Origin of the sequence: Massilia alkalitolerans DSM 17462 (assembly GCF_000427785.1) — a bacterium.
Lineage (GTDB): Bacteria > Pseudomonadota > Gammaproteobacteria > Burkholderiales > Burkholderiaceae_D > Telluria > Telluria alkalitolerans.
Window position 1 is genome coordinate 1 of the sequence record NZ_ATYR01000066.1, and the last position, 5,282, is coordinate 5,282.

The 5,282-nt window shown below is 63.5% G+C and carries 3 protein-coding genes and 1 rRNA gene; 1 reads left to right on the plus strand and 3 read right to left on the minus strand.

Annotated elements, in window-relative coordinates:
* Positions 1–381: 381 nt before the first annotated feature.
* Both YWC_RS0126725 and YWC_RS31845 read right to left on the minus strand, forming a co-directional pair.
* Positions 382–2,706, minus strand: coding sequence for a penicillin acylase family protein (locus tag YWC_RS0126725; protein ID WP_051306787.1), 2,325 nt, complete (start codon positions 2,704–2,706; stop codon positions 382–384).
* Positions 2,707–2,738: 32 nt separating this feature from the next.
* Positions 2,739–4,382 (minus strand): DUF418 domain-containing protein, encoded by a 1,644-nt coding sequence (locus YWC_RS31845; RefSeq protein ID WP_169728164.1) that lies wholly within the window; start codon positions 4,380–4,382, stop codon positions 2,739–2,741.
* Between the two features lie 181 nt (positions 4,383–4,563).
* Between YWC_RS31845 and YWC_RS0126735 the strand changes: the two genes are divergently transcribed.
* Positions 4,564–5,013, plus strand: coding sequence for a MarR family winged helix-turn-helix transcriptional regulator (locus YWC_RS0126735; RefSeq protein ID WP_027868086.1), 450 nt, complete (start codon positions 4,564–4,566; stop codon positions 5,011–5,013).
* Between the two features lie 109 nt (positions 5,014–5,122).
* Here YWC_RS0126735 and rrf read toward each other — a convergent pair.
* A 5S ribosomal RNA gene (gene rrf / locus YWC_RS0126740) occupies positions 5,123–5,235 on the minus strand.
* Positions 5,236–5,282: the final 47 nt, after the last annotated feature.

Genomic DNA, 5,282 nt, shown 5'->3' on the forward strand with positions numbered 1-5,282 from the left:
GTCGCTCACTCAAGATACTGACCGTTATCTCATTGCTGAGACAACGCTTAATACTTTTGTGAACATTTGATAATTTAAGTAATCACTGACCGAAGTCAGCGGCACCTTCATCAAACGCCCACACTTATCGACTGTTGATTGTTAAAGAACTGTTGTTCTGTACTACCTTGCTGCACCGTGCGAAGCGTTGTGTTCGTCAGCAGCAGAGAAGTGAGATTATGCAGTGTTTCGCTTAACTCGTCAACCCCTCGTTCGCTTCGTTTTTAGAATTTCTCTTGAGCTTGTCATCGTAACCATTTGATTACGTTAACGTTTTTTTTGCTCGAAACGAAGCGGACGCGAACTATAACAAAGCGCGCGCCCGCTTGCAAGCCCCTTTCGTCATCGCCCTGGCAGCAGGTCGATGACTTGTTTGGCCGCCTTCTCCACCGCCTCGCGCGAGTACAGCAGCGGGAAGTATTTGCCCTCCGCCCAGGGCTGCGCGAGGTCGCGGTAATGCGGACTGGCCGGGTCGCCGGACTGCCCCGGCGTGTTGATCGCACGAGAGTTATCCCAGTTGCCGACGTCGAGCACCATGCGGAACGACGGTCCGTGCGCCTGCCAGAAACTGTCGGGGTGGTAGCTCGACACGTTGACCGTGTAGGCGCCACCGCCACGCGGCAAGGGCCCGACGTTCACCTGGGCCCGGGCGGCCTGGTCGAGGATCGGCGTCATCGGATGCACGAAATAGCTGAAGTGCAGCTTGCCCCATTGCCAGCGCGCCGGATCCGGCCCCAGCAAGCCCTGCACTTCCGCCCACGCCCGCGCGAGACTGGCAAGCAGCACCTCGTCACGCTTGCGGACCGCATCCGCGCCGAAGCGCTGCGCCGGGTTTTCCAGCGACTCGAGCAGCACGCTCGCATGCGGCGCATCGAAGCTCTGTGCCGCCGCCGGCGCCATGACCGCCTCCTTGAACGCATGACCAAGGTGGCGCGACCACCATACTTCGTACAGGGCCGCAGCCGCGGACGCGGCCTTCTCCTCGCCATCCCAGGCGGACAACAGGCGCAAGGCCGCCTGGGTCTTCTGGTCCGGCGCAGACAGCGGCTTGAGCAGGGCCACCAGGCGACGCGCGTTCAGCGACACCACGTCGCTCTGCAGGCGCTCCATGTCCTCCATACTCGCCTTGGGCGTCTTCGACAGGACCTGCGCGATCCGTCGCGCGCGCGCATTGTCCGGCCATTCGAAACCGAGCTTGTGTTCCCTGTAGGGGAAGCCGGCCGGCAGGTTCATCTCGTTGGCCGAGGCGAACCAGCCCTGCTTCGGATTGAGGACATAGGGCAGCTTGGCGCCGTCGAGGAAGCCCTGCCACTCATAGCGGCCGTCACCCGGCACCGGCATCAATCCGTCCCAGTTCGGACGCACGGGCGCCAGGCCACCGGCAACCCAGCCGATGTTCCCGGCCGTATCGGCGTACACCTGGTTTTCGGTCGGCGCTCCCCAGCGCTCCATCGCGCGGCGGAACTGGGTGAAGTCCTGGGCCTTCATGTAGTCGATGCTGCCGAAGTAGGGAGCCATGCCGGGCGCAGTCCACGCGGTGCGGACCGCCAGTGCGCGGCGCTTGCGGGCGTCCTGGTGGATCACGGGACCGTGGCGGGTGAAGCGCAGCTCGACCGTGCGTGCGAGACCGCCGCGCACCGCCACCTTTTCGCGCACCACGCGGAAGTTCTCCCACCCGCCCTGGTAGCGGTATTGCTTCGGGTTCGCTGGATTGACTTCGTAGACGTACAGGTCTTCCTGGTCGATGCTGAAGATGGTCAGCCCGAAAGCGACCTTGCCGTTATGGCCGATCGACACGCCGGGCAGCGCCGGCTCCCCTGCCCCGATGACGTCGAGCCCGGGGGCGCTCAGGTGCACGATGTAGCGCAGTGACGGCGCGCCATAGGCGCGGTGCGGATCGTTTGCCAGGATCGGGCGGCCGGTGGTGGTGCGCGAGGGCGCGACCACCCAGTTGTTGCTGCCCTCGAGCGGTTCCTCGTTCGGGGCAGTCATGCGCGATACCTGCAGCTTGCGCCGTTCGAAGCGCACGTTCTCGGTCGCGCGCGTGAAGACGTCGAGCGCGTCGTCGGGCAGGCAGGGGTCGAGCCCTTCGGGCACGCGCGTGGTCCATGCCGGCGACAACTGGGCGCGCACGGCATCGGCCTCCAGGCCCGCGCTGCAGACCACGCGCGCGCGGGCGACTTCCTGGGTCAGGTTGCGCGTCAGCCCGTGGCTGCGGATGCGTACCACGTCTTCCGGCCGCCACTTCGCCGGCTTGTAGCCGAGCTGGCGGAACTCGAAAGGCAGCAGCTCCGGCTTGCGCGCAATATAGTCGATGTAGGCATTGATGCCGGCGACGAAGCGGGCACTGGTCCTTTGCGCATCCTTGCCATAGGCGGCCCATTCGGGCGCCATGCTGCCGCGGTACAGGAACAGGCGCGCCGCCCGGTCCTGCTCCACGTAGGAGGGACCGAAGACCGAGGCCAGCTCACCCAGCCCGCGGCGGCGCCACAAGTCGATCTGGAACAGGCGGTCGCGGGCGGCGTTGAAGCCCTGGACGAAGAAGGCGTCGTCCTGGCTGGCCGCGTAGATGTGCGGCACGCCCCAGCGGTCGACCAGGATCCGCGCCGGCTGGCCCAGGCCGGCGAGCTTCACCGGTTGTGCGCAGACAGGGAGCGCAGCGCCCATCAGCAGCGCCGCGCCGAGTCGAACCAGCCCCCTCACGCCGGCGTCGCCACTGCGGGCACGGCCGCCGGGGTCTTGATGCGCATCGGTGGGATCTGCCAGTAGGTGACCGCACGCCACAGCCATTCCATCGGGCCGTAGCGGAAGCGCGACAGCCACACATGGCTGAACACGATCTGCGCCGCCACCAGCACGGCCACGAACAGCATCTGGTCGAGGCGCGAGATGCCCCAGTTGCCGAAGCCGTAGCCGAAGAAGAAGGTCGACGCGACCAGCGACTGCGTCAGGTAGTTTGTCAGGGCCATGCGGCCGAATGGTGCCAGCACGCTTACCTTGTTCAAGGGCGAAGCGCTGTAGAGCATCAGGATCACCAGGCTGACATAGCCGATCGAGGCCGGCAGGTTGCCCAGCATTTGCAGGCCGGATGCCAGCTGGAAGCCGTCGGCGCCGCGTGATCCGGGCACCGCATGCATGGCGATGGTGGATCCCAGCACGCCCATGCCGATGCCGATCGGCAGGCCGAACATGGCCAGCTTGCGGAACAGCGGCAAATGAGCCTGCGCCTTTTCCATGATGCCCGAGCGGACGAACCAGGTACCGATCAGGAACATCGCGATCAGGACGGTCGCGAAGCCAACCTGGCCCGGCGCGTCTTCGACGAATTGCTTGGCGCGCATGTTGACGGCGTCGCTGAAGCTCCCTTTGGTGAGCACCGTCGTCTCGCGCTTGATGCGTTCTTCGCGCTCCTTCAGGTTCTTGGCCCGTTCGGCCTCCTGTTCTTTCTGCTTCTTGGCTTGCTCCTTGGTGGCGGCAACGGGCGGCTTCTCCGGGAAGAAGTACATCGATGCGCCGGCGCCGGTCATCATGAGGAAGGAAAAGCAGTAGATGCCGACACCGATCCGCCACGGGCGGGCCGGCTTGTCGGCGTGGTAGCGCGTGGTAAGGATACCGAGAGTGATCAAGGCGATGCCGAGCATCGGCAGGCCGAAGCGCGCCTGCGGCGGCGTGGCGGGCAAGAACCAGGTCACGGCGCCGCCGATCGTGGCGAGCACGCCGACCAGCATCATGATGAAGGCGATGACCGGCGCTTTGCCGAGGCGTTTCATGCGCTGTTCGCCGCGCAGCCACCATGCGACGACGCCGAAGAAGGTCAGGCCGCCGGCGATGCCGAACAGCCAGTCCATGCCCGGGATGAAGCCGCCGCCGGCGCACAGGAGGATCGCCAGCAGAATCCACTTGGCGCGCCCATACAGCACGATCAAGAGGGCCGTCGCCGCGACGGCATAGCTGAACAGGATGTCGCCTGCGAACAGGAAGATGTGGTGCAAGGCGCCGAAGACGGCCAGTGCGGCGATGCGGCGCATGTAAGGGACGAGGAAGCTGCGTCCGGCACGCTCCGCCCTGGTCAGCATGACGGCGAAGCCCATGCCAAACAAGAGGGAGAAGATGGTCCAGAATTTACCGGTGACGAAGTACTGGACGAAGTAGCTGACCCAGAAATTCGCGCCGGCGAGACCGCCCTGCATGCCGGAGCCGAGGGAGGCGGTGGCGCGGTTGAAGAACTCGACGTTCATCAGGAGAATGCCGACGAGGGCAAAGCCGCGCACGACATCGAGCGACTGGATGCGTTCGTCGTTCGCAACCGGCGTCAGCGCCGCCGGCACAGCTGGTCTATCCATGGTCATCTCCTTCTGGTTTGATCCGGTGATCGTATTCCAGAGGGGCGCCGCCAAAAGGCCTGATGCGACGAAACGACGTAAATATATGACAGAACGCGCTTTGGGGCCCCATTATTAATATTGCATGGCCGTGCTGGTCACCTCGCTTGCAATTAGCTTGTGTGCGATCTATATTGGACCGATGAAAACTACTTCTTCTACACCCGTGCTGGGCGACCAGCTCTGCTTTGCACTTTACTCGACCTCGTTGGCCATGATGCGTGTGTACCGCGGACTGCTGCCGAAACTCGGTCTGACCTATCCGCAATACCTGGTGATGATGGTGTTATGGGAGCAGGACGAGCTGACCGTGTCGGATATCGGCGAGCGCCTTTTCCTGGATTCCGCCACCCTGACGCCGCTGCTGAAGCGGATGGAGGCACAGGGCCTGGTGCAGCGGGCGCGCGCCCGCGCTGACGAGCGGCAGGTGATTGTCACCCTTACCGAGCAAGGGCAGTCCTTGCGCAAGGATGCAGCTGCGCTGATGCCGGAAATCCTGTGCGCCACCAAATGCTCGGTGGACGAGATCACCCACCTGCGTGACCAGCTGGTTGACCTGCGCAAAAACCTGAACGATAGCGCCGGGGCGTGAATCGGCGGGGCTCGCCCCGCTTTTCGTTTGGAAGATAGTGAAGATTCGCAGCGCGAATATAAACGCAAAAAACCCCACCGGATCACCGGTGGGGTTTTTCTTATAACTAGCCTGACGATAACCTACTTTCACACTGGTTGCAGCACTATCATCGGCGCAAAGTCGTTTCACGGTCCTGTTCGGGATGGGAAGGGGTGGGACCGACTTGCTATGGTCATCAGGCTTTGACTTGTCGTGAGATTTGACCACATGGTCAAACTTCACCAATC